This window comes from Isoptericola sp. b408, assembly GCF_030588085.1.
Lineage (GTDB): Bacteria > Actinomycetota > Actinomycetes > Actinomycetales > Cellulomonadaceae > Isoptericola > Isoptericola sediminis.
Window position 1 is genome coordinate 45399 of record NZ_JAUQYQ010000002.1, and the last position, 23770, is coordinate 69168.

Consider the following 23770-nt stretch of genomic DNA (forward strand, 5'->3'; position numbering starts at 1 on the left):
CGCCCACGGGGGCGTACGGCCGGTTAGCCTGGACCCGTGCGTATCGCGAGATTCACCACCGGTGACGACCCCCGCTTCGGCTTCGTCCAGACCGAGGGCGACAGGACCTACCTCGCCGTCCTCAGCGGCGACCCGCTGTCCATGCCGGCGATGCCGACGGGCGAGCGGATCGAGCTCGGCGACGGGGTGCGGCTGCTCTCGCCCGTGATCCCGCGCTCGAAGATCGTGGGCGTCGGCCGCAACTACATGGACCACGTCCGGGAGATGGGCGGGGAGCCGCCGACGGCGCCGCTGCTCTTCCTCAAGCCCAACACGTCCGTCGTGGGCCCGGACGACCCCGTCGTGCTGCCGGAGTGGACGACGGAGGTCTCCTACGAGGCCGAGCTCGCCGTCGTCATCGCCAAGCCGTGCAAGGACGTCGAGCCGGAGAACGCGCGCGCCTACGTGCTCGGCTACACCGTCGCCAACGACGTCACCGCCCGGGACGCCCAGCGCACCGACGACCAGTGGGCGCGGGCCAAGGGTTTCGACACGGCCTGCCCCCTCGGGCCGTGGATCGAGACCGACCTCGACCCCGAGGACGTCGGCGTGGTCTCGCGCGTCAACGGCGAGACCAAGCAGGACGGTCGCACCGCGGAGATGATCTTCGACGTCGACTACCTCATCTCCTACGCCTCCAAGGCCATGACCCTGCTGCCCGGTGACGTGCTGCTCACCGGGACCCCGGCCGGGGTGGGGCGGATCGAGGCCGGTGACCGCGTCGAGTGCGAGGTCGACGAGATCGGCGTGCTGGCCAACCCCGTGGTGCGTCGCGAGGACTGAGCGGAAAGAGGGCGTGCGATGGCGGCGTGCTGCGAGCCGCAGGGCTACGAGAAGGTCTTCGACGACCGCGAGGCACGTCGCGCCGCCGCGCGGTACGCCCGGTCCGGGCTGACCACGCTGCCGCGGCGCACGCTGGAGCTCTACCGCGACGGCGTGATCGGCGGCTCGACGCTGCTCGAGGTGGGCGGCGGCATCGGTGACTTCTCCGCCGAGATGCTCGGAGCCGGCGTGGACCGGGCCGTCTGCGTGGACATCTCCACCGGCTACGACGCCGTGGCCGCCCGCCTGCTGGCCGACGCGGGCCTGACGGGCCGGGCGAGCCGCCGCACGGGCGACCTGGTGACGCACCCGGACCTGGCCGGCCCGGCCGACGTCGTCGCCCTGCACAGCGTGGTGTGCTGCTACCCCGACGCCCGAGCGCTCGTCACCGCGGCCGCGGACCGGACACGGCGCTACCTCGTGCTGGCGTTCCCGCGGGACACCTGGTGGATGCGCGCGGCGGGTGGCGTGCTCAACGTCTACCCGCGCCTGCGGGGCAGCGACTGGCGCTTCCGGGTCCACCGGCCGGACGACGTGGCGCGTGCGGCCACCGACGCCGGGCTGCGCCTGGTGCGCGACGAGCGCTTCGCCTTCGACCACCACCTGGTCTTCGCGCGCTGAGCGGACCCCGGGCGACCCGTCGGCGTCGGACAACTAGGCTGTGCCCGTGATCCCCGCAGCTGGTACCTCCTCCGTCCGTGTCCGCTTCGCACCCTCCCCGACCGGCATGTTCCACGTCGGCGGTGCGCGCTCCGCGCTCTTCAACTGGGCCGTCGCCAAGCAGACCGGCGGCCGGTTCGTGCTGCGGATCGAGGACACCGACACCTCGCGCAACAAGCCCGAGTGGGTCGACGGCATCCTCGCGGCGCACGCGGCCCTCGGCATGCACGCCGACGACCCGACGTTCGAGGGGCCGTACTTCCAGTCGGCGAACCTCGACAAGCACCGCGAAGCGCTCCAGACCCTGCTCGCGGCCGGCAGCGCCTACTACTGCGACTGCACCCGCGACGACGTCACCGCGCGGACCGGCAGCCAGCAGTCGGGCTACGACGGGCACTGCCGCGACCGCGGGCTGACCGAGGCCCCGGGCCGGGCGCTGCGCTTCCGCACCCCGGACGAGGGCGAGACGCGCGTCGTGGACCTCATCCGTGGCAACCCCGTCTTCCCGAACGGCGCGATGGAGGACTTCGTCGTCGCGCGCGGCGACGGGTCGCCGGTCTTCCTGCTGGCCAACGTGGTCGACGACCTCGACGAGGGCATCACGCACGTCATCCGGGGCGAGGAGCACCTGTCGAACACGCCCAAGCAGCAGCTGCTGTGGATCGCGCTGGGCGCGGAGCCGCCCGTGTGGGCGCACCTGCCGGTCATCGTCAACGAGAAGCGCCAGAAGCTCTCCAAGCGCCGCGACAAGGTCGCGCTCGAGGACTACCTCGCCGAGGGCTACCTGCCCGCCGCGATGGTGAACTACCTCATGCTGCTGGGCTGGGCGCCGGGCAACGACGAGGAGATCCTGCCGTTCGAGGAGATGATCGAGCGGTTCCGCATCGAGGACGTCAACAGCGCCGCGGCGTTCTTCGACCTCAAGAAGCTCGCCGCGTTCAACGGTGAGTACATCCGCGCGCTGAGCGTCGACGAGTTCATCGCCGCCGTCGGACCGTGGCTGCGGGCCCCGCACGCCCCGTGGGCCGAGGAGCAGTTCGACCCTGCCGCCTTCGCCGCCGTCGCGCCGCTGGCCCAGTCGCGGGTCGCGCTGCTCGGCGACATCACCGACAACGTCGACTTCCTGTTCCTCGACGAGCCCGTGTTCGACGAGAAGTCCTGGAACAAGGCCATGAAGCCCGGCGCCGTCGAGCTGCTCACGGACGTGCGGGCCGCGCTGGCGACGCTCGACCCGTGGGAGGCCGAGCCGCTGAAGAACACCGTCGCCACGGCGGGGGAGTGGCACGGGATGAAGCTCGGCAAGGCGCAGGCGCCGGTCCGTGTGGCCGTCACCGGCCGCACGATCGGTCTGCCGCTCTTCGAGTCCCTGGAGGTGCTCGGTCGCGAGCGGACCCTCGGCCGGATCGACGCCGCCCTGGCCGCGCTCGCCGAGAACCCCCCGCAGGACCCGGTGCGATGACGACGTTCGGCGTCCCGCCACGCCGCGTCGACGGTGTCCTGCTCGACATCGACGACACCCTGGTGGACACGCGGGGAGCGTTCGCCGCGGCGCTGCGGGCCGTGGCGGAGGCGCACCTGCCCGAGGACGTCGACCACGGCGCGGTGCTGGACCACTGGCGCTCCGACCCGGCCGGCCACTACCGCCGCTACACGCGGGGCGAGACCGACCACCGCACGCAGCGCCGCCTGCGTGCCGACCTGCTGCACCGGACGTTCGGCGGGGCCCCGGTGGGCGAGGAGGCGTTCGACGCCTGGGACGAGCTGTTCTGGGGGACGTTCGAACGGTCGTGGCGGGCCTTCGACGACGCCGCCGGGTTCCTCGACCGGCTCCGGGCGGCGGGCGTCGCCCTGGGGGTCGTCACCAACGCCGGCGTGGCGCTGCAGGAGCAGAAGCTCGCCGCCGTCGGCCTCGACCTGCCGATCCTCGTCGGCGTCGACACCCTCGGCTACGGCAAGCCGCACCCGGACGTCTTCGTCGAGGGGGCGCGGCGCCTGGGGACCCTGCCGGGTCGCACCGCCTACGTGGGGGACGAGCCGCGTGTCGACGCGACCGCCGCGCACGAGGCGGGCCTGCTGGGCGTCTGGCTGGACCGGCCGGGCGCCCGGCGCGCGGACGAGCACGACGCCGACGTCGCGGCCATGCGGGCACGGGGCATCGTCGTCGTGCCGGGGCTGGCGGCGGCGCTCCCGGACCTCGTCGGCGACGCCTGACGGGCGCGCCGCGCCGACCGCGGGCCGGTCGGTCCGGCGGCGTCGAGCGGGCGCGGCGGGCGTGACGAAGGGCACCCGTCGGCCGGTTTGGATCCGGGGCTCTCGTCCGGTAATGTTTCCGGTCGTTGGGCCACGCAGGGAACGCCGACAAAGGTCGGATATGTCCCGCTTGGTCCGGACACCATGGGGTATGGTGTAATTGGCAGCACGAGTGGTTCTGGTCCACTTAGTCTAGGTTCGAGTCCTGGTACCCCAGCGCAGCGCTCTACGTCACACCTCACGAGGCCCTGATCCGGTCTCACGGTGCGCTAGAGTTCTCACCGGCGAGTCGCTCCTCGGATCGACCAACCATAGGCCCCCATCGTCTAGCGGCCTAGGACGCCGCCCTCTCACGGCGGTAACGCGGGTTCAAATCCCGCTGGGGGTACGCATCATCGTCCGTCACGGACGGTGCGCAGACTCCGTTCGCGGGGTCACGTCCGGCCCCCATCGTCTAGCGGCCTAGGACGCCGCCCTCTCACGGCGGTAACGCGGGTTCAAATCCCGCTGGGGGTACACATCGCGAAGGCCCGGTCCGACAGGACCGGGCCTTCGTCGTGCGTGGGGTGCTCGCCGCCGGGACCGACCCCGCCGCGTCACAGGAACGGGTCGGGGACGGTGGTGCCGCCGGTGGAGTCCTCCGCGTCGTCGCGGCCGGAGCGCCGCCGCCGGGCGCGTCGCCACGAACGCAGCACGTCCGACGGGCCCACCGTGGCCGGCTCCTCCGTCGACGTCGGGTGGTCCTCGAGCGTGGTGGGGGACCCCGTCGCCGGTGCGGGCTCTCCGGCGGCGACCACCGGGATCTCCGCCGTGCCCGGCCGCCGGGCGGCCCGCTCGGACGGGACGATCGCGGGCGGTCGGGGTGCCGGGTCGCCCTGCGCGGACGGTGGTCTCGGCGAGAAGATCGTGTCGCAGAGGGTGCGGTAGGTCTGGTCCGCGTCGGGGACGCGGTCGATCTGCCGCAGCACCTGGTCCTGGCCGGCCGACTCCATGACGAAGCGGCCGTAACCCAGCAGCTGACCCATCAGCGTCCGTGTGTACCCCATGTCCGTGACCTTGGTCATGGGCATCATCGCCACCTTGTGGATGATGAAGCCGTAGCTGAGGAGCAGCCGCTTGTCGGTGGCGACGAACCACTCGTAGTGCCATTCGGCCCACCGCAGCACCAGGCGCGCCACGACCGGGGCCCAGAGGATCCAGACCCAGCCCACCTCGGTCGCGGAGTGCAGCCACGCCACGAGCATCGTCACGGCGATCGTCGTCACGACCGGCTCGACGAGCTTGGACCAGTGCAGGCGGGTGGCCACCGTGACCTTCTCGCCGGCCAGCACGTAGCGCCGCAGGTGCCGGTGGCGCCGGACCGCGAGCTCGGGGTCGGCGAAGCTGCTCATGACATCAGGTTCGAGACGAACTCCCCGAAGCTGGCGAACGCCCCCACGATGACGTCCCACAGGGCCTGGACGATGTCGGCGGAGCGCTCAGGGCTCGTCACGATCGCGTAGATCAGGAAGATCACGACGATCCACATCAGCACGGTCTTGGCCTTTCCCGACATCCGGTCCTCACGCCTCTCGGGTCACGAGACTGTGTTGTCCCGCTGCTGGTGAGCCTACTGACCGGGACGTGATGTTCGTGACAATCGGGTCGGCGCGCCGTCAGTCCCCGGCGCGCTGCAGCACCTCGGTCAGGCGGTTCGCCGCGGCCATCACCGAGGCCGAGTGCAGCCGGCCGGGCTGGCGCGTGAGGCGTTCCACCGGTCCGGAGACCGAGACCGCGGCGACGATCCGCCCCGACGGTCCGCGGACCGGGGCCGAGACCGACGCGACGCCGAGCTCCCGCTCGGACACGGACTGCGCCCAGCCGCGCCGGCGCACGCCGGACAGGATCGTCGCGGTGAACACCGCCTCGCGCAGCCCGCGGTGCAGGCGGTCCGGCTCCTCCCAGGCCAGCAGGACCTGGGCGGCCGAGCCGGCCTGCATGGTCAGCGTGGCGCCGACCGGGATGGAGTCGCGCAGGCCGACGGGCCGTTCGGCGGCCGCGACGCACACGCGGTGGTCGCCCTGGCGGCGGTAGAGCTGCGCGCTCTCGCCGGTGTGGTCGCGCAGCGCGGTCAGCACCGGGTTCGCCGCGGCGAGCAGCCGGTCCTCGCCCGCCGCGGTGGCGAGCTCGTTGAGCCGGGGCCCGAGCACGAACCGTCCCTGCATGTCCCGTGCGACGAACCGATGGTGCTCGAGCGCGACCGCCAGGCGGTGCGCGGTAGGTCGCGCCAGTCCGGTCGAGGCGACCAGCTGCGCGAGGGTGGCCGGACCGGCCTCCAGTGCTCCGAGTACGGACGCGGCCTTGTCCAGTACGCCGACTCCGCTAGTATCGTCCATAGGTCGATACTGACGTCTCGCGTACTGAGATTGCAAGTTCTCAGCGGGTGAGGGCTCCCGCCGTCACGTCAGAGCCCGCACGATGGAATGGACGACAGCCGCTCACGAGGCGGCGGACGAGGAGGTCGCGATGGCCGGCACGTTGGCAGAGAAGGTCTGGGAGGCGCACCTCGTGCGCCAGGGCACGGACGGAGCACCGGACCTGCTCTACATCGACCTGCACCTGGTGCACGAGGTCACGAGCCCCCAGGCCTTCGAGGGGCTGCGTCTCGCGGGACGGCCCGTCCGCCGCCCCGACCTGACCATCGCCACCGAGGACCACAACACCCCCACGCTCGACATCGACCTGCCGATCGCCGACCCCACGAGCCGGACCCAGATCGACACCCTGCGGAACAACGCCGCGGAGTTCGGCGTGCGCCTGCACTCGCTCGGCGACGCCGACCAGGGCATCGTCCACCAGGTCGGCCCGCAGCTCGGTCTCACCATGCCGGGGCTGACCGTGGTGTGCGGCGACTCACACACGTCGACGCACGGCGCTTTCGGGGCGCTCGCCTTCGGCATCGGCACCTCCGAGGTCGAGCACGTGCTGGCCACCCAGACGCTGCCGCTGGCCCCGTTCAAGACGATGGCGATCACCGTCAACGGCGACCTGCCCCCCGGCACGACGTCGAAGGACATCATCCTGGCGATCATCGCCAAGATCGGCACCGGCGGCGGCCAGGGCTACGTGCTCGAGTACCGCGGCGAGGCGATCCGCCGGCTGTCGATGGAGGCGCGGATGACCATCTGCAACATGTCCATCGAGGCCGGCGCCCGGGCGGGCATGATCGCCCCCGACGAGACCACGTTCGAGTACCTGAAGGGCCGCCCCCACGCCCCCGAGGGCGAGGACTGGGACGCCGCCGTCGAGTACTGGCGGACGCTGCGCAGCGACGACGACGCCGAGTTCGACACCGAGGTGGTGCTCGAGGCCGCCGACCTCGAGCCGTTCGTCACCTGGGGGACGAACCCCGGCCAGGGACTGCCCCTGTCCGCCTCCGTGCCCGTGCCCGCCGAGATCGCCGACGAGGGCGAGCGCGTGGCCGCCGAGCGCTCCCTGGAGTACATGGGGCTCGAGGCCGGCACGCCGCTGCGCGACATCGCCGTGGACACCGTGTTCATCGGCTCGTGCACCAACGGCCGCATCGAGGACCTGCGGTCCGTGGCGAAGGTCCTGCAGGGCCGCACCAAGGCCGACGGCGTGCGGGTGCTCGTCGTGCCCGCGTCCGCCCGCGTCCGGCTGCAGGCCGAGGCCGAGGGTCTGGACGTCGTCTTCAAGGACTTCGGGGCCGAGTGGCGCAACGCCGGGTGCTCGATGTGCCTCGGTATGAACCCCGACCAGCTGCAGCCGGGGGAGCGGGCGGCGTCGACGTCGAACCGGAACTTCGAGGGCCGCCAGGGCAAGGGCGGCCGCACGCACCTGGTCTCGCCGCTCGTCGCGGCCGCCACGGCCGTGCGCGGCACGCTGTCCTCCGTGGCCGACCTCGACCTGGGCGAGGACATCGACCTGACCACGTTCGACGGGTCCCCGCTGGCGCCGCTGACCGCGCCGTCCTTCGTCTGAGCCCGCCCCGCGTCCTTCCGACAGGAGAACCCCTCATGGAGAAGATCCTCACCCACACCGGCGTCGGGGTGCCGCTGCGCCGCAGCAACGTCGACACCGACCAGATCATCCCCGCCGTCTACCTCAAGCGGGTCACGCGCACCGGCTTCGAGGACGCCCTGTTCGCCGCCTGGCGCGGGGACGAGTCGTTCGTGCTCAACCAGGACGCCTACCGCAACGGCTCGGTGCTGGTCGCCGGCCCGGACTTCGGCACCGGCTCCTCGCGCGAGCACGCCGTCTGGGCGCTGAAGGACTACGGCTTCCGCGTCGTGCTGGCCTCCCGGTTCGCGGACATCTTTCGCGGCAACTCGGGCAAGCAGGGCCTCGTGGCCGGCGTCGTGGCCCCGGACGACATCGAGCTGCTCTGGAAGATCCTCGAGACGAAGCCGGGTACCGAGGTCACCGTCGACCTCGAGCAGCGGACCGTGCACGCCGACGACGTCACCGTGCCGTTCCAGATCGACGACTACACCCGCTGGCGGCTCATGGAGGGTCTGGACGACATCGGTCTCACCCTCCAGCACGAGGACGACATCTCCGCGTACGAGCAGTCACGGTCGTCCTGGCGCCCCACGACCCTGCCGGCCAAGCACCTGCCGAAGGTAGAGATCGAGCCGGCGCGTCCGGTCAGCTGACGTCGGAGTCCTGGCCGCGCGGTGCGGCCAGGACGCCCCGGACCACGTCGAGCACGGCCTCGTCGGTGAGGCCGGCGGCCCGCGCCTCGACGACGAGCGCGCGGGTCCGCTCGACGATCACGGGCGGCGGGACCACGGTCCCGCCGCCCGTCGTCGTCCTCCCCGGCGTGACGACGGTGCCGGTGCGCCGTCGCGAGACCACCACGCCGTCGCCCTCCAGCTCGCGGTAGGCCCGCTGCACGGTGCCCACCGCGATACCGAGGTCGTGGGCCAGGGCGCGGGATGCCGGCAGCCGGTCCCCGGGCCGGAGCGTGCCCACCGCGACGGCAGCGGCGACCTGGGCCCGGATCTGCTCGTAGGCCGGGACGGGAGAGCCGAGGTCGACGACGACGTCGCTCATGCGACGGCCGCGTCCGCCGGGGTCGCGGGGTCGGGCGCCTGCCGCGGGGCCACGGTCACGAGACCCGCGACGACCGAGGCGAGCAGGATCGCGCCACCGGCCAGGGCCAGGGCGGTGCCGACGGCGACCAGTCCGTGCGGCGACGCCCCGTTCAGCAGCAGGGAGCTTCCCGCGTTCCGCAGTGCCATGCCGCCGACGGCGAGCACGCCCCCGAGCGTGACGCCGAGGCAGAGCTGGACCGCACCCAGCAGGCGCGCGGTGCTCGTGGCACGCACGGCGTCGTCGTGGTGCCCCGGGACCCCGTGCAGCGGCGGCCGTCGGACGATCGTGGCGAGTGCGAGGCCGGTCACCCCGAGGGTGATCAGGACGGCGACGAGCAGGGGACCGCCGTAGGGCCATCCGGGGTAGGGGCCGGTGGCGCCGCTCAGGGTCCCGCCGTCGGCGAGGGCGACCGGTCCGGTCGGGAACGCGCGGCCCGTCGGGTCGGCCGTGAGGCCGAACCCGACCAGCGTCGCGGCGAGGCATCCCGCGGTCATGACCATCAGGCGCAGGCGTGCTCCGCCGAGCGTGCGTGCGGTGCGGCGTCGCAGCGGGGCGCTGCGGACCTCGCCGCGCGGCCGGGGCCAGGTCAGCTCACCGACACCGCGCACGGCGGCGAACGTGGCCGCGACGGCACAGGGGGTGAGCGCCTGCAGCAGCCCCGGGGCCGGCGTGCCCGGCTGCCAGGTCACCGGCTGTGCGAGGAGCGCGCCCGCGCACACCGCGGCGGCGAGCAGCGCCGCGGTGGACACCAGCACCTCGTGGCGCCGGGCCGCGAGGGTGGGCTCGCCGACGTCGGTGGGCCGGCGCCGGAACCACAGCACGGCGCTCACGAGCAGCGCGGGCACGGCGGCCGCGGCCACCCCCAGCGCCAGGACGACGACCGCCACGGGAACCTCCCTGTTCATCCAATGAGTCAACACATTGAACCATTGAATCGGCGGCGCGTCGTCCATCGGTGCCGTCAGGTGGCCGGTGGTCCCTGGCGGACGCGGGCCAGGAGCGACTCGGGGGTGTCCTGCGCCGGGTCCCAGCGCGACTCGACCCACCACGTCGCGCCCGCCTCCCGCATCGCCGCGACGAGCTCGGCGGCCGCGGCGTCGTCGTCAGGCAGGCGACCCTGCACCACGACGTCGAACGGACGTCCGGCTCCGTCCCGCGCGGAGCGCTCGGCCTCGATCCAGGCGACGAGACCCGCGACGTCGTCGGGCCCCGGGACCTCGGCCGTGCCGCGCAGCTGGGGGACGACGCCGTCCCAGCGCAGCGCGCGACGCAGGTTCCGGGCCGGCGGCCGGGTGGCGTCCCAGACCCCCACCGGCCACACGGGGACGCGGCCCGCGACGGGCCGCTGCGGGAACTGGAACACACCGGTGCGCACGTGCTCGCCGTCGGCGGTGAAGGGCTCGCCCGACCACGACCGCTCGAGCCAGGCCAGGGTCTCGTCCAGGGCCGCCGCACGGTCCTTCAGCGTGAGCGGCTGCCCCGGCACCGAGCTGAAGGCGCGGTCGTCGGTGACGCCGACGCCCACCGGCAGCACGAGGCGGCCGCCCGAGAGGTGGTCGACGGTGAGCGCCCGCTGCGCCAGCTCCCACGGCCGGTGCCGGGGTAGCGCGAAGACCATCGCCCCCAGCGTGACGCGTTCGGTGACCGTCGCCGCGGCCGCGAGGATCCCGAAGGGGTCCCACGTCGCCACCGCGCCCTCGCCGAACTCGCCCAGGCTGACGCCGTCCCAGGTGAAGAAGCCGTCCCAGCCGTGCTCCTCGCACGCGCGGGCGATCTCCACGTGCTGGGCGGGTGTGCCGAAGCTGCTGATGAACCCGAACCTCATCTCCGTGACGCTAGACACCCCCTCCGACAACGAGCGTGCTCACTCGCTCCCTCGTCCGGCCCGATGAGGGAGCGAGTGCGCACGCTCGTCGGCGTCGGCGTCGGCGTCGGCGTCGGCGTCGGCGGCGGGGGCAGGGGTGCCGGGACGTAGGGTGACCCCCGTGAGCGACAAGCCGACCGTGGAGATCTGGACCGACGGTGCCTGCAAGGGCAACCCCGGCATCGGGGGATGGGGCGCCCTGCTGCGCTCCGGCGAGCACCGCAAGGAGCTCTTCGGCGGCGAGAAGGCCACGACGAACAACCGCATGGAGCTCACGGCCGTCGTCGAGGCGCTGCGCGCGCTGAAGGGCCCGAGCGACGTCACACTGCACGTCGACTCCCAGTACGTGATGAACGGCATGAAGTCCTGGATCGCCGGCTGGAAGCGCAACGGGTGGCAGACCGCGGCGAAGAAGCCGGTGAAGAACGCCGACCTCTGGAAGGCCCTCGACGCCGAGGTCGCCGAGCACGACGTGCACTGGGTCTGGGTCAGGGGCCATGCGGGCGACCCGGGCAACGAGCGGGCCGACCAGCTCGCCAACGACGGGGTCGACTCGGTGCGCTGAAACCTGCGACGGACCTCACGACGCACGCACCGGCGCGCACCCCATAGGCTGTGGCCCATGGCTTCTCACTACGACGTCGTTCTCCTCGGAGCTGGCCCCGGCGGCTACGTCGCCGCGATCCGTGCGGCCCAGCTCGGCAAGTCCGTTGCGATCATCGAGGAGAAGTACTGGGGTGGTGTCTGCCTCAACGTGGGCTGCATCCCCTCCAAGGCTCTCCTGCGCAACGCCGAGCTGTCGCACATCTTCCACGAGCAGGCCGACTACTTCGGCATGTCGGGGGACGTGAGCTTCGACTTCGGCAAGGCCTACGACCGGTCCCGCGAGGTGGCGGACGGCCGGGTCAAGGGCGTCCACTTCCTCATGAAGAAGAACAAGATCACCGAGTACGACGGCCGCGGCACCTTCCGTGACGCGAACACGATCGAGGTGGCGCTCAACGACGGCGGCACCGAGACCGTGACCGGCGACAACGTGATCATCGCGACCGGTTCCCAGGTCAAGCTGCTTCCCGGCGTCGAGCTCTCCGAGAACGTCGTCACCTACGAGAAGCAGATCATGACGCGCGAGCTGCCGAAGTCGGTCGCCATCGTCGGCGCCGGCGCCATCGGCATGGAGTTCGCCTACGTCATGAAGAACTACGGCGTGGACGTCACCATCGTCGAGTTCCTCGACCGGGCGCTGCCCAACGAGGACGCCGAGGTCTCCAAGGAGATCGCGAAGCAGTACAAGAAGCTCGGCATCAAGATCCTCACCTCCACCGCCGTGCAGTCCGTCGAGGACAACGGCTCCTCGGTCAAGGTCGAGTACAAGGGCGTCAAGGACGACAAGCCCGGCTCGCTCGAGGTCGACAAGGTGCTCATGGCCGTCGGGTTCGCCCCGGCCGTCGAGGGCTTCGGTCTGGAGAACACCGGTGTGCAGCTCACCAAGCAGGGCGCCATCGAGATCGACGAGCACATGCGCACGAACGTGCCGCACATCTTCGCCATCGGTGACGTCACCGCGAAGCTCATGCTCGCCCACGTGGCCGAGGCCATGGGTGTCGTCGCCTCCGAGACCATCGCCGGTGCCGAGACCATGACGCTCGGCGACTACCGGATGATGCCGCGTGCGACGTTCTGCTCGCCGCAGGTCGCCTCCTTCGGCCTCACCGAGGCGCAGGCCAAGGACGAGGGCTACGACGTCAAGGTCGCCAAGTTCCCGACCATGGCCAACGGCAAGGCACACGGCCTGGGCGAGACCGCCGGCTTCGTCAAGCTCGTCGCCGACTCGAAGTACAACGAGCTGCTCGGCGCCCACCTGATCGGCCCGGACGTCTCGGAGCTGCTGCCCGAGCTCACCCTGGCCCAGAAGTGGGACCTCACGGCCGACGAGGTGGCGCGCAACGTGCACACCCACCCGACGCTGTCGGAGTCCGTCCAGGAGGCCGTGCACGGTCTCGCGGGGCACATGCTCAACCTCTGATCCCTGCGACAGCACGGACAGGTTCGACCGTCCTGCTCGGAGGCCCTGAACTGCGGTATCGCCGCAGTTCAGGGCCTCTTCTGCGCCTCGACCGTGGTGGGCGACCAGGGTCGGCCGAGGGCGGGGGTGCTTCCCTGCGCCGAGGTCAGGAGCCGGTTGGGCAAGAGGTCGGGCGACGCGTGGGTAGGAGCTCTGGCAAGCAAGACATGTCAAAACACCCCCACTAGTGGTAGTTTTTTGACATGCCTGGTCCTGGTGAGGTTCTCGCTCGCGATGCCCTGCGTGATCTTGCGGAGGGGCAGAACGGCCTGGTGTCCCGCAGGCAGGCTGTCGACGACCTGGGCGTGACCCCGGGTGCCCTCGACCATCTCGTCGCTCGTGGAGGGCTGCTCCCCGTGGCTCGCGGCATCTACCGCGTGCCCTACCTGCCAGGCGTCGAGAACGAGCGGTACCAGGTCGCGCTCCTGCGCACGGGTGACCCGGAGGCGGCACTGAGCCATGAGACGGCCCTCGCGCTGCACGAGATCAGCGACGTGAACCCCGCCCGCTACCACGTCACCATCCCTACGGCTCGTCGGATTCGACGGTCCGACAACGACGCCTTCGTGGTCCACGTCGAAAGGTTGATGCCGGACCAGCTCGGCTGGTGGAACCTCATGCGCGTCGTCACGGCGACGACCGCGATCGAGCAGTGCATCGCCTACGGCACGCCCACGTATCTCCTGCGTCAGGCGATCGAGCGCGGGGAGCGGACCGGCGCAGTCCGGCGCGCCGACGTGGCCCGTCTGACCCAGCTCCTGGAGGATCGCGCATGACCGAGGCCGAGCCGCCCGCCAAGACGCTCGCCGACCTCAAGCCCAAGGCCAAGCCGCCGGCCAGCGCGTCGATCCTCGCACAGTGGGTCACCCATGCCGAGAAGGCGCTCGACGTGCCCGCCGCTGGTGGGCGGATGGGCTGGCTCGTCGCGTCCACGGTCGTGATCGCCGCGCTCCAACGCGCGGTCGACTCCGAAGGCGCACCCCGCTTCCTGCTCAAGGGCGGTACCTACCTCCAGCATCGACTGGGCAAGACCGCGCGTGCCACGAGCGACCTCGACGGCCTCGTCCGTGGAGACATCGACGACTTCATCGTCGCGCTCGATGCCGCGTTCGAAGAGCAGTGGGGACCGCTCACGCTCACCCGGTCCGAGGTCGAGACGATCCAGACCCCGACCCGTGTCGTCCAGCCCCGCCGCTTCCAGGTGTTCGTGAGTCTGAAGGGACAGGTGTGGCGCAAGGTCCAGGTCGAGCTCGCGCCAGACGAGGGTGGCGCGGGCGCGATGCCTGAGACGATCCCGGCTCCGCGCCTCGAGCCGTTCGGGCTGCCGACGCCGGACGCACTCGTCACGATCGCGATGCGCTACCAGATCGCGCAGAAGCTCCACGCGGCCTCGGATCCGCACGAGCCCCCGATGTGGGTCAACGACCGGCCCCGCGACGTCGTCGACCTCGTCCTCCTGCGGTCCATGATCGACGAGGACGGCGAGCCGAGCCTGAGCGACATTCGTCCGGCCGCCATAGCGGTGTTCGACGCGCGCGCTGAGGATGCGCGTGCACTGGGTCGCCCCGAGCGCTCATGGCCGCCGAACGTCACTGCTCATGAACACTGGGCGGCGCGCGACTACGCGACGGCAGCCCGAGACGCCGGCCTGTCGATGCCGCTCGACGGTGCGGTCGCGGCGGTCAACGAGTGGATCGTCCAGATCGACAGCGCGCAGTAGGTGAGTGCGTCCAGGCCGAAATCGACGTGGGCCTAGGTGCCTCTGCGGCGATATGCCTGGTGGCCAGCGACCACCGGAGGGCGGCCCCGTTCTCAGGAAGAACACAGCCCGACCACGTATCCTCGGCGTTCCTCGTCGCCCAGCACCCCGGAGGATCCCGGTGACACCCCTCGACGCCGTGCTCGTCGTGCTCCTCGTGGTGGCCGTCGTCGCCGGGCTGTCCCGGGGGCTGCTGGCCACGCTCGGCGGTCTGGTGGGTCTCGTCGTCGGCGGAGTCGTCACCTTCCTGGCCGTGCCCCTCGTGGTCGACGCGTTGCCCACCGCTCAGTGGCGCGGCCCGGCGACGCTCTTCCTCGCCGTCGTGATCCCGCTGATCGGTGCCTCGGTCGGTTCCGGGATCGGGCACGGACTGCGGCGGCAGGTCGACCGCACCCCGCTCGGTCCGCTCGAGCGTCTGCTCGGTGGCGTGGCGAGCCTGCTGGTGGCCGCCGTGGCGCTGTCCTTCCTCGGCACGACGGTCAAAGCGACCGGGTCGCCCGTGCTCGCGCCGGCCGTCTCGTCGTCGTCGGTCCTGCGCACCATCGAGGACTACACGCCGGCCCCCGTGACCCGATCGCTGGCCCAGGCGCGTGCCGCGGTGGTCGACGACGGGCTGCCGACCCTGGACGGGCTGCTCGATCCGCGTCGGACGCGCGTCGCGCCCGACGTCGACCTCGCGGACCCGGCCCTGGACACCTCCGCCCAGTCGGTGGCGCGGGTCTGGGGCACGGCCTACGCCTGCGGGACGGGGGTGACCGGCTCGGGGTTCGTCGTCGCGTCCGACCGCGTCGTGACCAACGCGCACGTCGTGGCGGGCGTCGAGCGGCCGCTCGTCGAGCTGCCGGGCCGGCCGGCCGAGGAGGGGCGCGTCGTCTACTACGACCCCGACGCCGACCTCGCCGTCGTCGCCGTCGACGGCCTGGACGCCGCGCCGCTCGCCGTCGCCCCGACGCTCGAGGTCGGCGACGCGGCCGTCGTGCAGGGGTACCCCTACGGCGGCCCGTTCACCTCGGTCGGTGCGGAGGTGCTCGACGCCGGGGGCGTGCGTGTCCCCGCGAGCGACGGCAGCGGCCGGGTCGAGCGCGACGTCTACGCGCTCGCCGCCGAGATCCGCGCCGGCAACTCCGGCGGCCCGGTGCTGTCCCCGGAGGGTGAGGTCGTCGGCGTGATCTTCGGCAGGTCGCAGTCCGACGACGGGCTCGGCTACGGCGTGACCACGAACGAGCTGATGCCGGTGGTCGCGCAGGCCCCCGACCTGCAGGACGCCGTCACACCGGGGAGCTGCTCCGGCTGAGCGGGCCCTCCGCGCGCACCACGCGTTCCGGGGTGCAGACCCGCTCCAACCATCGGGCCAGGCCCTCCGGGTCGCGCTCCGCGGTGCCGAACCCCACGAACCCGTCCGGACGAACGGCCACCAGGCCGTGCCCGGGACTGCTCTGGAGGCGGTGCGTGCTGACCCACGGGCCGAGGCCGCGCGCGTCGGGCGCCGGGGCGTCCCGGTCGAGGAGCAGGTGGATCCCGGGGTGCGCGGTCAGCTCGTGCAGCCGTCGGCGCCGTCCCTCGTGGACGACGGCGCGGTCGGGGAGGTGCCGTCCCGGGCGAGGGCTCCGTCGGGCGGACGTCCCGTCGGCGGACACGGGGCTGCTGCGGTAGTTCGTCCAGTCCTGGGACAGCAGCCGGACGAGCAACGCCATGACCCGCGGCTGTGCGGTGACGGTCGGGACCAACGGTGCGGCCCACGGCAGCAGGGTGCCCCGCAGCAGCGTCGGCAGCGGTGTCGTCGAGGCCTCCCCGTAGAAGACCAGGTGGGTCAGGGCCAGCACCCGGCGGTCGACCGGACGTCGCTCGAGCCCGTAGGAGTCCAGCAGTGCCTCGGGGTCCCCGCACCCGGACGCCGCGAAAGCGAGCTTCCACCCCAGGTTCACGCCGTCGAGGATCCCCGTGTTCATCCCCTGCGCCGCAGCCGGTGAGTGCGCGTGCGCCGCGTCGCCGGCGAGGAAGAGCCGACCGCGACGGAAGGCGCCGGCCATCCGGTGCTGGAGCCGGACGCGCGCCGACCACCGCAGGTCGGTGACGGCGGCGGGCAGGCCGGCGGCCTCCAGCAGCCGGTGCACCTCGGACGCGGGGACCGGCTCCCCGGGCTGCCCGAAGGGGGCTCCGTGCCCGGTCGTCGCTCGGGTGGCGAGGACACGCCAGGTGGCCCCCTCGCCCAGGGCGAAGAGGAAGACCAGGCCGGGGCGGCCGACCACGACGTGCAGCAGACCCGGTGCCAGGGCGGCGTCGAGCTCGACGTCGGCCAGGACGACCTCCTCGCGGTACGGACCACCGCGCCAGCCGACCCCCGCGATCCGACGGACGGTGCTCGCCGGCCCGTCGCACCCCGCGACGAACCGGCTGGTCACCTGCTGCACGGACCCCCCGACGCGCACCTCGGCGCGGGCGGCGTCGTCCGTGGTGGACGCCGTCACGAGCTCGGCGTCCCGCTCGACCGTGACGCCGCGCTCCTGGAGCGCGGCCCCGAGCACGGCCTCGACGTCCGCCTGCCGCACCAGCGTCAGGTGCGGGTAGGGCGTGCCCGGCCAGGTGACGTCGGTCAGCCGGACGTCGACCACGCGCCTCCCGAGGTGGACCGAGGCCCGCGGAGCACGGTCGGCGCGGTCCAGCAGCTCGTCCACCACTCCGAGCGGACGCAGGGACTCGAGCGTGCGCGGGTGCAGGATCATCGCCCGTGACGGGCGGAACGCCTCCGGGCGGCGCTCCATGACACGGACCGACGCCCCGTGGTCGTGCGCCTGCAGAGCCGTCGTGAGCCCGGTGGGACCGGCGCCCACCACCAGGACGTCGACGTCGGTGCTCATCCCTCGACCACCTGCCACCAGCCGCCGCTCCCCGGCAGTGCCGTCTCGGCGGACCGCCGGATCGCCTCGTCACGTCCCAGACCGGACTCGATCCGGTAGTCGATGGAGGTCGGCTCGCTCACGAGCGCGAGCACGCGCCACAGCGACCGGGCGTAGTGCTCGGCACGTTCGCTGCCGTCCCACTCGTACAGGCCGCGGTAGACGTGCCGTTCGTCGGCCGCGAGCCACAGCTTGGACACGAAACCCGGGAACCCGACGAACAGCGGGGTGTTCAGCAGGCTCTCGGCGCGGAACGCGGCGTGCCCACGTGGCCCCCGGACACCGCGCAGCCGGAACGAGACCGCCAGGAAGCAGGGGTCGCGAGGTCCCCGGGCAACAACCGTCTCGCGGTAGGTCGTCGCCGTCGTCCCGTCGGCGAAGCGGAACGTCCTGCCGAGGTTGTGGCGGGGGAGTCGCACCTGTCCGCGAACCAGCAGCGGGACGCTGACGGCGACGCACCGTGCGACCGCCGGCCAGGCGACCCGCTGGGGTGCGGGGCGCGGGCTCGCCATGTCTGCCTCCCTGCCTCGCGCGTCGGCGAGGAGCCGGCCCGTGTCAGACGGACGGTGGTGGCGGTCCCGGGTCGGCCGGTCCGCGAACGGTCTCCCGCGCGCCCATGTCGAGCCGGAACGGCGGGTACTCGTCCGTCATGAGTGCCGCGTACGCGGCGACCCGCAACGCCCAGCGCTGCAGGCCCAGCACGAGCTCGTAGATCCCGCGCGGGTAGTCGCCCCGGAACAGCAGCACGACCGCGGCGAAGAACACGAGCACGCCGACGAGCCCGACGCCGGGCGGCCAGTCGGTGACCACGACGGTCCCGTCGGAGGCGATCTCCGTCGTGCGCGAGCTGGTGCCCAGCAGGATGCCGACGACGATGTAGTGGGGGATGGCGAGCAGCCACCACTTCACCAGCACGAGACCGCGGGAGAGATGCTGCGGGGGCGTGACGTCGAGGTGGGTGGGGTAGTCGGGCACGTCGGCGAGGGTGAACGGCGGGTACCGGTCCGTACCGAGGGCACCGTAGGAGTAGTACGACACCCGCCAGGACCAGCGCAGGACACCGACGTTGAAGGTGAAGATCCCCTGCGGGTAGCGCCCCGTGAACAGGATCGCGAAGAACGCGATGACGGTCAGCACCGCGAAGGCGATCCAGAGCCCGATGAGGATCACGACGTGGGGGAAGATCAGCAACCACTTGACCAGCCACAGCCCGCGGGAGAGCTGGGCGGGCGGCTCGGCGTCCATCCGCAACGGGTACGGGGCCGGCCCGGTGGGTCGGGGCGGATTCGTGTCGGTCATCGGTGTCTCCCTGGCACGGTCACGAGGCGAGCGATCCCGGTGACGATCCCGATGACGCTGCCCACCATGGCCACGACCAGCAGGATCCGGACGACGATCGTCCAGTCGAACGACCAGCCCGCGAAGTCGAACGGGAAGACCCGCCACACGGCCACGGTGGCGACGAGCCCGACCGCCGTGACGACGAGGTCGCCGAGCGCTCGCAGCCAGAGCGGGTCCACCACGAGGTAGACGACGTTGGCGGCGATGCCGACGACGATCGAGGCGTCGACCAGGGGGAGGACTTCGAGGGTCGCCGGGGTCAGGAACGGCACCGCCTCCCAGCCGGGCCAGCCGTGGATGAGCACGAGCAGCAGGCCGTTGGCGAGCACCGCGAAGGAGTAGCCGACCCGTCGCGCGGCGCCGGGGGGCCGACGACGGGTGGTGTCCGTGGTCCGTGGAGCGTTCATCACACGCCCATCCCCGTCCGTGCGGGCCCCGGGGTCGGCGCCCGTCCTGGTTCGATCATGCTCCCCGTGTGCGGCGCTCGCCCGGGCCGTCGGTCCCGCGGTGGCGGGACCTTCGGCCCGGGCCGCTCCCGTTGCCGAACCGTGACCCGGCGACGTTGCGTCGTAGTGGTACTTCGTTCTAGGGTTTATTTAGACCTAAACGAAGGAGTTCAGGATGAAGCAGTCGTCGGACCGGGCCGACGCCCACAGGTCCGCCGTCCTGGCGCGTATCGGGGCGCGAGGGCCGATGTCCCGGGCGGACCTCGCCCGAGAGCTGGCGGTCTCGCCGGCGTTGGTCACGCAGACCACCAAGCGACTCCTCGCCGACGGGCTGCTCGTGGAGCTGCAGACCACCCCGTCCACCGGCGGTCGGCCGGCCCGGCTGCTGGGCCTGGCCTCCACGTCCGGCGCGGCGGTCGGCGTCAAGGTCGTCGCCGGCCACGTCACGGCCATCGAGGCGGGCATCGACGGCACCGTGCTGCGGTCCGTCACCGAGTCCTTCGACGCCACGGCGCCCACCGCGGTCGGCGAGCTGGTCGAGATCCTGCGCCGGTTCGTGGCCTCCTCGCAGCACGACCCGCTGCTCGGCATCGGTGTCGGCATCCCCGGCAGCGTCGACGCCCAGGCCGTGGGGACCGTCGACTCGACCCAGCTGGGCTGGCAGCACGTTCCGCTCGGCGACATCCTGCGGCGCGAGCTTGCGATGCCGGTCCTGGTGGAGAACAACGTCAACGCCTTGACCATGGCCGAGCGACTGTTCGGCCAGGCGCGGGGCCACGACGACGTGCTCGTCGTCACGATCGGGACCGGTGTCGGCGCTGGCATCGTCAGCGACGGCGTCGTGCTGCGGGGAGCGACCGGCAGCGTGGGCGAGTTCGGGCACCTGCCCGTCGTCCCGGACGGCCCGGAATGTCAGTGCGGGGCGCGCGGATGCCTCGAGGCGCTCGTCGGCGAGCACGCCCTCGTCCGCGACGCCGTCCGACGCGGTCTCCTGGAACCGGCCGGGACCATCGCCGACCTCCGAGCGCTCGCCGACGACGGCGACGACGGTGCGCGCCGATTCTTCGAGCAGGCCGGCGCCCTGCTCGGCCGCGCTCTGGCCGGGGCCGTGAACCTCCTCGACCCCGAGATCGTCGTGGTGCTCGGCGAGGGGGTCACCGCCTGGCCGTACTGGGCGACCGGCTTCGAGCCGGCGCTGCGCTCCGCCGTCATCCCGCGCAAGCGAGGGATCGTCGTCGCCGTCGAGACCTGGCAGGACGACCGCTGGGCGCAGGGGGCCGCGAGCCTGGTGCTCTCGACCCCGTTCGACGCCCAGGGACATTCCGGCGAGCAGGGCCGCCTGGTGCGCGAGCGCATGAACGTGGCCTCGCGCGAGGAGCAGCCCGAGGGGGCCCACTGATGGTCACCCCGACGCTCGCCCGTCCCCGGCCGAAGGCCCCCGCGCCCGCCGTAGGCACCCCGAGGCCCCGCGCGCGGCGGGTCCGCTACGCCCTGACGGTCGTGGGTTTCCTGCTGCCCAGCGCCGTCCCGCTCGCTCTGTTCACTGTCTACCCGATGATCGGCGCGCTGTGGACCAGCCTGCACGAGTGGAACCTGCTGTCCGACATGCGGTGGGTCGGCCTCGGCAACTACGCCGCGCTCCTGCAGGACCCGGAGACGCACCGGGCCTTCGGGAACACTCTCTACTACATCGCGGGGTACCTGCCGATCGTCTATGTCGGCGGACTCTTCCTCGCCCTCGCCCTCAACGCGGCGATCCCGGGACGCAACCTGCTCCGCGGCGTGTACTTCCTCCCGGTGGTCACGAGCTGGATCGTCGTCGCGATCGTCTGGCGGTGGCTGCTGAACCCGTCCAACGGCGTGGTCAACCACGTCCTCGGCCTGCTCGGCGTCGACGGACCAGGATGGTGGACCGATCCCACCTGGGCGATGCCCTCGATCATCCTCGCTTCGGCGTGGAAGGACCTCGGGTTCGTCATGATCATCCTGCTGGCCGGCCTGCAGCTGATTCCTGAGGAGCTCTACGAGGCCGCGACCCTCGACGGCGCGGGGTGGTGGCGCCGGCTCGTCTCGGTGACCCTGCCCATGCTGTCGCCCACGACGTTCTTCGTCCTGGTCATCTCGCTCATCAACGGATTCCAGGTCTTCGACCAGGTGTACGCGATGACCGGAGGAGGCCCCGCCGGCGCGAGCACCGTCGTCGTGCAGCAGATCTACGACCTGACGTTCCGCTACGGGTCGGCCGGCATGGCGTCAGCCCTGTCCTGGCTGCTCTTCGCTCTCGTCATGCTCGTGACGCTCGTCCAGATCCGCGGCCAGCGGAGGTGGGTCCACTATGCCTAGGAAGTTCGCTCTGACCGCCCTCGTGGTGCTCGGCGCCCTGGTGATGTTCTTCCCGTTCCTCTGGACGGTCGTCACCTCGCTGTCGTCGCAGACCGGCCTGGCAGCGACGCCGTCGCTGATCCCGGCCGATCCCTCGCTCGACGCCTACCGTGAGCTGTTCGGCAACACCCCGTTCGCCCGGGTCGTGCTCAACTCGGTAGGCCTGGCCGTGGCCACGACGGTCCTGCAGCTCGTGACCAGCGCGACGGCTGCGTACGTGTTCTCGCGCATGCCGTTCCGTGGACGAGGCGTGGTCTTCGCCGTCTACCTGGCCACGATGATGATCCCGATCCAGGTGCTCATCGTCCCCCTCTTCGTGCAGATGCGAGCGCTCGGGCTCGTCGACACCTATCTCGGGGTCCTGCTCCCGGGCGTCGCGTCTGCGTTCGGCGTCTTCCTGCTCCGGCAGGCGATGAACTCCGTGCCGCGGGAGCTCGACGAGGCCGCGACCCTGGACGGTGCCGGGCACCTGCGGATCTTCTCCCGCATCGTGCTCCCGCTCGTCGGTCCGGCCCTGGCCACGCTCACGGTCTTCTCGTTCATGAGCAGCTGGAACAGCTTCCTGTGGCCGCTGGTGATCCTGCGGACCGACGAGCTGCAGACCCTGCCGCTCGCGCTCGCCGGGCTGCAGGGCCAGTACACGACGCAGTGGGACGTGATGATGGCCGGTTCCGTCGTGTCGATCCTGCCGATGCTCGCCATCTACCTGGCCGCCCAGAAGTACGTGATCCAGGGGGTCGCCGGCTCGGGCATCAAGTAGCCCCCGCACGGCACCAGGAGTCCCCGCACGGCACCAGCCACCCCTCACCACCTGTCCGCACGACTGTCGAAGGAGACACGCTCATGTTCCGCTCACGACTCACCACCGGTGTCGCGCTCGCCGCCGCCACCGGCCTGACCCTCACGGCCTGCGCGGGCGGCACCGATGCTGCCGACGCCGAGGGCGGCGGCGACGTCACGATCACCTACACGAACTTCATCTCGAACGGCGGCAACGAGGAGAACCTCGCGACGATCGTCGAGGCCTTCGAGGAGGAGAACCCGGGTATCACCGTCGACGTGACGACGCTGCCGTACGCGGACTACTCCACGGCACTGAAGACCGACCTGGCCGGCGGGACGGCCTCGGACGTCTTCGACATCGAGTTCGCCGACTACGAGGGCTACCAGCAGAACGGCGTGCTCGCGCCGCTGGAGGGCGCCGACACCAGCGCCTACCAGAAGTCGCTCGCCGAGGCCTACGCCACCGACGGCACCCAGTACGCCCTGCCGTCGTCGTTCTCGAACGTCGTGCTCTACTACAACGCAGACCTGTTCGACGCTGCCGGTCTCGACCACCCGGACGCGGACTGGACCTGGGCCGACGAGAAGGCCGCCGCCGAGAAGCTCACCGACGCGGACGCCGGGGTGTTCGGTGACTACCAGCCGATCAGCTTCCACGAGTTCTACAAGACGGTTGACCAGGCCGGCGGCTCCTTCCTCAGCGAGGACGGCAGCTCCGTGGCGTTCAACTCCCCCGAAGGGCTGGAGGCGGCACGCTGGCTCGTCGAGAAGTCCGGCACCGTCATGCCCACGGCCGAGCAGGGCGCCGGCACGCCCGACTTCGACACCACCCTGTTCACGGACGGCAAGCTCGCCATGTGGCACACCGGGATCTGGATGTTCGGTGCGCTCGCGGACGCGTCGTTCGCGTGGGACATCGCCGTCGAGCCCGGTGACGATCGCCAGGCGTCCGCCATGTTCTCCAACGGCGTGGCTGTCTCGGCGGGCAGCGAGAACGTCGAGGCCGCGCAGCGGTGGGCGGAGTTCCTCACCTCGTCCGAGGTCATGGTCGACACCCGGCTGGAGTCCGGGTGGGAGCTGCCGCCGGTCGCTGACGAGGACCGGCTCGCGCCGTACCTCGAGCAGGGGAGCCCCGAGAACCGTCAGGCCGTGTTCGACTCGCTCGAGTCGGTCGCCCTCGCACCGTCGATCGGCGAGAAGCAGGCAGAGATGCAGGACATCGTGACGGAGGAGCTCACCGAGGCCGCTGCCGGACGTCAGTCCGTCGAGGAGGCCCTGGCCTCGGCCGAGGAGCGAGTCAACGCCCTGCTCGGCTGACGAGCACCTTCCCCGCCCGGGGCGGGCGCGGCACTGCGCCCGCCCCGG

25 protein-coding genes and 3 tRNA genes are annotated in these 23770 nt (G+C 71.9%); 18 read left to right on the top strand and 10 right to left on the bottom strand.

Annotated features, from left to right (window positions below; genetic code table 11):
* Positions 1 to 36 precede the first annotated feature (36 nt).
* The 7 genes from Q6347_RS05785 to Q6347_RS05815 all read left to right on the top strand — a co-directional run bounded on the left by Q6347_RS05785 (position 37) and on the right by Q6347_RS05815 (position 4287).
* A complete protein-coding gene (locus tag Q6347_RS05785; RefSeq protein ID WP_304604409.1) occupies positions 37 to 822 on the top strand; it encodes a fumarylacetoacetate hydrolase family protein in 786 nt (261 codons plus the stop codon).
* Between the two features lie 18 nt (positions 823 to 840).
* Positions 841 to 1482 carry a bifunctional 2-polyprenyl-6-hydroxyphenol methylase/3-demethylubiquinol 3-O-methyltransferase UbiG gene (locus Q6347_RS05790; RefSeq protein ID WP_304604408.1) on the top strand — a complete coding sequence of 214 codons (642 nt, stop codon included), beginning with the start codon at positions 841 to 843 and terminating at the stop codon, positions 1480 to 1482.
* A 46-nt stretch (positions 1483 to 1528) separates the two neighbouring features.
* On the top strand, positions 1529 to 2980 hold the full coding sequence (gene gltX, locus Q6347_RS05795) for a glutamate--tRNA ligase (RefSeq protein ID WP_304606907.1): 1452 nt from the start codon (positions 1529 to 1531) through the stop codon (positions 2978 to 2980).
* Positions 2977 to 3732, top strand: coding sequence for an HAD family hydrolase (locus tag Q6347_RS05800; protein WP_304606908.1), 756 nt, complete (start codon positions 2977 to 2979; stop codon positions 3730 to 3732). Before gltX ends, Q6347_RS05800 begins: the two co-directional genes overlap by 4 nt.
* 184 nt (positions 3733 to 3916) lie before the next feature.
* Positions 3917 to 3988, top strand: a tRNA-Gln gene (locus Q6347_RS05805).
* Positions 3989 to 4086: 98 nt separating this feature from the next.
* Positions 4087 to 4159, top strand: a tRNA-Glu gene (locus Q6347_RS05810).
* Positions 4160 to 4214: 55 nt separating this feature from the next.
* Positions 4215 to 4287 (top strand) — tRNA-Glu (locus Q6347_RS05815).
* 80 nt (positions 4288 to 4367) lie between these two features.
* Here the strand turns inward: Q6347_RS05815 and Q6347_RS05820 are convergent.
* The 3 genes from Q6347_RS05820 to Q6347_RS05830 form a co-directional block, all read right to left on the bottom strand.
* Complete coding sequence (locus Q6347_RS05820; protein ID WP_304604405.1) at positions 4368 to 5162, bottom strand: PH domain-containing protein; 795 nt, start codon at positions 5160 to 5162, stop codon at positions 4368 to 4370.
* Positions 5159 to 5326 carry a hypothetical protein gene (locus tag Q6347_RS05825; RefSeq protein WP_171247249.1) on the bottom strand — a complete coding sequence of 56 codons (168 nt, stop codon included), beginning with the start codon at positions 5324 to 5326 and terminating at the stop codon, positions 5159 to 5161. Before Q6347_RS05825 ends, Q6347_RS05820 begins: the two co-directional genes overlap by 4 nt.
* 100 nt (positions 5327 to 5426) lie before the next feature.
* Complete coding sequence (locus Q6347_RS05830) at positions 5427 to 6146, bottom strand: IclR family transcriptional regulator (RefSeq protein ID WP_171247248.1); 720 nt, start codon at positions 6144 to 6146, stop codon at positions 5427 to 5429.
* Between the two features lie 130 nt (positions 6147 to 6276).
* On the opposite strand from Q6347_RS05830, the gene leuC reads away from it, so the two are divergent.
* Together leuC and leuD are read left to right on the top strand one after the other, a co-directional pair.
* The gene (gene leuC / locus Q6347_RS05835) at positions 6277 to 7752 is read left to right on the top strand and encodes a 3-isopropylmalate dehydratase large subunit (RefSeq protein ID WP_171247247.1); all 1476 of its coding nucleotides are present in this window, start codon (positions 6277 to 6279) and stop codon (positions 7750 to 7752) included.
* A 35-nt stretch (positions 7753 to 7787) separates the two neighbouring features.
* Positions 7788 to 8426: a 3-isopropylmalate dehydratase small subunit gene (gene leuD, locus Q6347_RS05840; protein WP_171247246.1), complete on the top strand. Its 639-nt coding sequence runs from the start codon at positions 7788 to 7790 to the stop codon at positions 8424 to 8426.
* Here the strand turns inward: leuD and Q6347_RS05845 are convergent.
* Genes Q6347_RS05845 through Q6347_RS05855 form a run of 3 tightly spaced genes read right to left on the bottom strand, consistent with a single transcriptional unit; the run spans position 8419 to position 10693 of the window.
* Positions 8419 to 8826: a GntR family transcriptional regulator gene (locus Q6347_RS05845; protein ID WP_304604404.1), complete on the bottom strand. Its 408-nt coding sequence runs from the start codon at positions 8824 to 8826 to the stop codon at positions 8419 to 8421. The genes leuD and Q6347_RS05845 overlap by 8 nt on opposite strands.
* Positions 8823 to 9773, bottom strand: a complete 951-nt coding sequence (locus Q6347_RS05850; protein WP_304606909.1) for a hypothetical protein — start codon at positions 9771 to 9773, stop codon at positions 8823 to 8825. The genes Q6347_RS05845 and Q6347_RS05850 overlap by 4 nt, the downstream gene beginning before the upstream one ends.
* A 56-nt stretch (positions 9774 to 9829) precedes the next feature.
* Positions 9830 to 10693 carry an LLM class flavin-dependent oxidoreductase gene (locus tag Q6347_RS05855; protein ID WP_304606910.1) on the bottom strand — a complete coding sequence of 288 codons (864 nt, stop codon included), beginning with the start codon at positions 10691 to 10693 and terminating at the stop codon, positions 9830 to 9832.
* Between the two features lie 160 nt (positions 10694 to 10853).
* On the opposite strand from Q6347_RS05855, the gene rnhA reads away from it, so the two are divergent.
* The 5 genes from rnhA to Q6347_RS05880 all read left to right on the top strand — a co-directional run bounded on the left by rnhA (position 10854) and on the right by Q6347_RS05880 (position 15850).
* Positions 10854 to 11297, top strand: a complete 444-nt coding sequence (rnhA, locus tag Q6347_RS05860; RefSeq protein ID WP_304606911.1) for a ribonuclease HI — start codon at positions 10854 to 10856, stop codon at positions 11295 to 11297.
* Between the two features lie 57 nt (positions 11298 to 11354).
* A complete protein-coding gene (lpdA, locus tag Q6347_RS05865; protein WP_171247241.1) occupies positions 11355 to 12758 on the top strand; it encodes a dihydrolipoyl dehydrogenase in 1404 nt (467 codons plus the stop codon).
* Between the two features lie 242 nt (positions 12759 to 13000).
* Positions 13001 to 13573, top strand: coding sequence for a type IV toxin-antitoxin system AbiEi family antitoxin domain-containing protein (locus Q6347_RS05870; protein WP_304604400.1), 573 nt, complete (start codon positions 13001 to 13003; stop codon positions 13571 to 13573).
* On the top strand, positions 13570 to 14517 hold the full coding sequence (locus tag Q6347_RS05875) for a nucleotidyl transferase AbiEii/AbiGii toxin family protein (protein WP_304606912.1): 948 nt from the start codon (positions 13570 to 13572) through the stop codon (positions 14515 to 14517). Before Q6347_RS05870 ends, Q6347_RS05875 begins: the two co-directional genes overlap by 4 nt.
* Before the next feature lie 160 nt (positions 14518 to 14677).
* Entirely contained in the window at positions 14678 to 15850 is a 1173-nt protein-coding gene (locus Q6347_RS05880; RefSeq protein ID WP_304606913.1) for a MarP family serine protease, read from the top strand.
* Here Q6347_RS05880 and Q6347_RS05885 read toward each other — a convergent pair.
* From Q6347_RS05885 to Q6347_RS05900, 4 genes are read right to left on the bottom strand one after another with little or no spacing between them, the layout of a single operon-like run.
* Positions 15825 to 17414, bottom strand: coding sequence for an FAD-dependent monooxygenase (locus tag Q6347_RS05885; protein ID WP_304606914.1), 1590 nt, complete (start codon positions 17412 to 17414; stop codon positions 15825 to 15827). The two genes, Q6347_RS05880 and Q6347_RS05885, sit on opposite strands and share 26 nt — an antisense overlap.
* The gene (locus Q6347_RS05890) at positions 17411 to 17965 is read right to left on the bottom strand and encodes a hypothetical protein (protein WP_304606915.1); all 555 of its coding nucleotides are present in this window, start codon (positions 17963 to 17965) and stop codon (positions 17411 to 17413) included. The genes Q6347_RS05885 and Q6347_RS05890 overlap by 4 nt, the downstream gene beginning before the upstream one ends.
* A 43-nt stretch (positions 17966 to 18008) precedes the next feature.
* On the bottom strand, positions 18009 to 18752 hold the full coding sequence (locus Q6347_RS05895) for a DUF4389 domain-containing protein (protein ID WP_304604394.1): 744 nt from the start codon (positions 18750 to 18752) through the stop codon (positions 18009 to 18011).
* Positions 18749 to 19201 (bottom strand): hypothetical protein, encoded by a 453-nt coding sequence (locus Q6347_RS05900; RefSeq protein ID WP_304606916.1) that lies wholly within the window; start codon positions 19199 to 19201, stop codon positions 18749 to 18751. The genes Q6347_RS05895 and Q6347_RS05900 overlap by 4 nt, the downstream gene beginning before the upstream one ends.
* A gap of 214 nt (positions 19202 to 19415) precedes the next feature.
* Here Q6347_RS05900 and Q6347_RS05905 point away from each other — a divergent pair, with 214 nt between their 5' ends.
* The 4 genes from Q6347_RS05905 to Q6347_RS05920 all read left to right on the top strand — a co-directional run bounded on the left by Q6347_RS05905 (position 19416) and on the right by Q6347_RS05920 (position 23722).
* The gene (locus Q6347_RS05905) at positions 19416 to 20639 is read left to right on the top strand and encodes an ROK family transcriptional regulator (RefSeq protein WP_304606917.1); all 1224 of its coding nucleotides are present in this window, start codon (positions 19416 to 19418) and stop codon (positions 20637 to 20639) included.
* Entirely contained in the window at positions 20639 to 21583 is a 945-nt protein-coding gene (locus Q6347_RS05910; protein ID WP_304606918.1) for a carbohydrate ABC transporter permease, read from the top strand. The genes Q6347_RS05905 and Q6347_RS05910 overlap by 1 nt, the downstream gene beginning before the upstream one ends.
* On the top strand, positions 21576 to 22382 hold the full coding sequence (locus tag Q6347_RS05915) for a carbohydrate ABC transporter permease (protein ID WP_304606919.1): 807 nt from the start codon (positions 21576 to 21578) through the stop codon (positions 22380 to 22382). Before Q6347_RS05910 ends, Q6347_RS05915 begins: the two co-directional genes overlap by 8 nt.
* Before the next feature lie 83 nt (positions 22383 to 22465).
* Complete coding sequence (locus tag Q6347_RS05920; protein WP_304606920.1) at positions 22466 to 23722, top strand: sugar ABC transporter substrate-binding protein; 1257 nt, start codon at positions 22466 to 22468, stop codon at positions 23720 to 23722.
* The last annotated feature ends 48 nt before the right edge of the window (positions 23723 to 23770 follow it).

Coding starts and splice junctions, on each gene's coding strand:
- Q6347_RS05790 (WP_304604408.1), top strand. CDS start 841: ATGGCGGCGTGCTGCGAGCCGCAGGGCTACGAGAAGGTCTTCGACGAC.
- Q6347_RS05800 (WP_304606908.1), top strand. CDS start 2,977: ATGACGACGTTCGGCGTCCCGCCACGCCGCGTCGACGGTGTCCTGCTC.
- Q6347_RS05820 (WP_304604405.1), bottom strand. CDS start 5,162: ATGAGCAGCTTCGCCGACCCCGAGCTCGCGGTCCGGCGCCACCGGCAC.
- Q6347_RS05825 (WP_171247249.1), bottom strand. CDS start 5,326: ATGTCGGGAAAGGCCAAGACCGTGCTGATGTGGATCGTCGTGATCTTC.
- Q6347_RS05830 (WP_171247248.1), bottom strand. CDS start 6,146: ATGGACGATACTAGCGGAGTCGGCGTACTGGACAAGGCCGCGTCCGTA.
- leuC (WP_171247247.1), top strand. CDS start 6,277: ATGGCCGGCACGTTGGCAGAGAAGGTCTGGGAGGCGCACCTCGTGCGC.
- leuD (WP_171247246.1), top strand. CDS start 7,788: ATGGAGAAGATCCTCACCCACACCGGCGTCGGGGTGCCGCTGCGCCGC.
- Q6347_RS05845 (WP_304604404.1), bottom strand. CDS start 8,826: ATGAGCGACGTCGTCGTCGACCTCGGCTCTCCCGTCCCGGCCTACGAG.
- Q6347_RS05850 (WP_304606909.1), bottom strand. CDS start 9,773: ATGAACAGGGAGGTTCCCGTGGCGGTCGTCGTCCTGGCGCTGGGGGTG.
- Q6347_RS05855 (WP_304606910.1), bottom strand. CDS start 10,693: ATGAGGTTCGGGTTCATCAGCAGCTTCGGCACACCCGCCCAGCACGTG.
- lpdA (WP_171247241.1), top strand. CDS start 11,355: ATGGCTTCTCACTACGACGTCGTTCTCCTCGGAGCTGGCCCCGGCGGC.
- Q6347_RS05870 (WP_304604400.1), top strand. CDS start 13,001: ATGCCTGGTCCTGGTGAGGTTCTCGCTCGCGATGCCCTGCGTGATCTT.
- Q6347_RS05875 (WP_304606912.1), top strand. CDS start 13,570: ATGACCGAGGCCGAGCCGCCCGCCAAGACGCTCGCCGACCTCAAGCCC.
- Q6347_RS05885 (WP_304606914.1), bottom strand. CDS start 17,414: ATGAGCACCGACGTCGACGTCCTGGTGGTGGGCGCCGGTCCCACCGGG.
- Q6347_RS05890 (WP_304606915.1), bottom strand. CDS start 17,965: ATGGCGAGCCCGCGCCCCGCACCCCAGCGGGTCGCCTGGCCGGCGGTC.
- Q6347_RS05895 (WP_304604394.1), bottom strand. CDS start 18,752: ATGACCGACACGAATCCGCCCCGACCCACCGGGCCGGCCCCGTACCCG.
- Q6347_RS05900 (WP_304606916.1), bottom strand. CDS start 19,201: ATGAACGCTCCACGGACCACGGACACCACCCGTCGTCGGCCCCCCGGC.
- Q6347_RS05905 (WP_304606917.1), top strand. CDS start 19,416: ATGAAGCAGTCGTCGGACCGGGCCGACGCCCACAGGTCCGCCGTCCTG.
- Q6347_RS05910 (WP_304606918.1), top strand. CDS start 20,639: ATGGTCACCCCGACGCTCGCCCGTCCCCGGCCGAAGGCCCCCGCGCCC.
- Q6347_RS05915 (WP_304606919.1), top strand. CDS start 21,576: ATGCCTAGGAAGTTCGCTCTGACCGCCCTCGTGGTGCTCGGCGCCCTG.
- Q6347_RS05920 (WP_304606920.1), top strand. CDS start 22,466: ATGTTCCGCTCACGACTCACCACCGGTGTCGCGCTCGCCGCCGCCACC.